Origin of the sequence: Mesorhizobium sp. M5C.F.Ca.IN.020.32.2.1 (genome assembly GCF_004023105.1) — a bacterium.
GTDB classification, from domain to species: Bacteria; Pseudomonadota; Alphaproteobacteria; order Rhizobiales; family Rhizobiaceae; genus Mesorhizobium; species Mesorhizobium wenxiniae.
Genome location: NZ_RZSX01001216.1, coordinates 1 through 1451, shown reverse-complemented (window position 1 = coordinate 1451; position 1451 = coordinate 1). Strand labels below are relative to the sequence as shown.

1 protein-coding gene is annotated in these 1451 nt (G+C 66.6%); it reads right to left on the bottom strand.

The window, feature by feature from the left end; translation table 11 throughout:
• Window positions 1-1451 (bottom strand): DNA-binding protein (locus EOA86_RS34520; protein ID WP_128345596.1); only part of this gene is annotated, 1451 nt, incomplete at both ends.

The following is a 1451-nucleotide window of genomic DNA, read 5'->3' as shown; positions in this document are numbered from 1 at the left end:
CGCTATAGGGGTTGGGCCGCTCGAAGAGGGCGTTGATCCCGTAGCTGACGCAATGCGCCAGCAGGGCGTGCCGGCTGGCGTCATCAAGACCGTCGAGCCAGGCCCACAGGGTCTCGTCGTCACCAAGCGGGATGTCCCCCTTCCACGCCTCATGCCGCTCATCGACAGCCTTGGCCGAGGCGCTGTCCTTGAGGCCGGAGTCCTGCGCCGGCAAGTGGACATGCCGGACGAACGCCTCGACGCAGCCGGTCGAGGAACGCTGACCGAAGGTATCGAGGACGAGCCGATGCAATAGCGCCGTGATGGCCACATGCGGGTTCTCGGCCACCGCATTGCGCAGCGCCAGCGTGCGATGCGCGGTGAGCTCGATCACCAGGCGCTCGGGCAGCGGCTTGATGGCGTCGCCGTCATCCTCCTCGGGCTCGGACGCCTGCGCGCCGATGGTGATAGTGGCGCGGCGAACCGAAGGACCGTCCCCGCCATCCTCGCTGTCGGTCGTACCTTGAGGATCGGCGGCGTCGGCGTCGACGGCTTCCGGCGCTTCGTCCTCGGGGCGCACATAGCCCCGATCGACGACGAGGTCACCGTCGCGGTCGATGCTGATGAACACGCCGGCGCGGCCGATCTCGGAAGGATCGTAGTTCATCGGCCGGCTTTCGAAGGCCTCGAGGGCGGACTCGATCTCCCCGAGGCGCTGATCGACCTCGTCGGGCAGTTCGTCGGCCTCGCCATACTCGGCTTCAAGCCGATCGTACTCCGCGCGCAGCGCTTCACGTTGTGCACGCTCCTCCTCAGTCAGATCGGCGGGGGTGCCGGCGAGGGCCCGCAGGCCGTGATTGTGGCCGTAGGGAAGATCGACATCGACCACGATCCACTTCCAGCCCTCCGCCGCGATCTCGTCGGCGGTCGACTTGAGCTTGTCGCCGACCAGGCGGTCGAGGAGCGCCGGGTCCTGCAGCCAGCCGCCATTGTCAGCCTCAAAGAGGTCACGCAGCACGATGCCGCCGGCCTCGACATAAGCGTCGACACCGACGAACAGCGCCCGGCGGTCAGTGGCGCGAACCGTGGTTTCGGTCAGCATGCGCCGGATCTGATGCGGCTCCTTTGACCATGAATGCGCAAGCGCCTCCCAGACCTGTTCCTGACGGGTGTGATCGTCGGTGACGGTGAAGGCCATGAGTTGCTCGAGCTTCATGCCCTCCTGCTCGTAGACCTCGAGCAGCTTCGGCGAGACCTTGGCGAGCCGCAGGCGCTGCTGCACGAAGGTGGCGGACACGAAGAAGCGTGCCGCGATCTCCTCATGGCTGGCGCCTTGGTCGTGCAGGGTCTGGAACGCGCGGAACATGTCGAGCGGATGGAGGTCCTCTCGCTGGAAGTTCTCGGCCAGCGAATCCTCCTCGATCGGCACTTCGCTATGAGCGTCGGTGACGACGCAGGGGACCGGCTGGGTC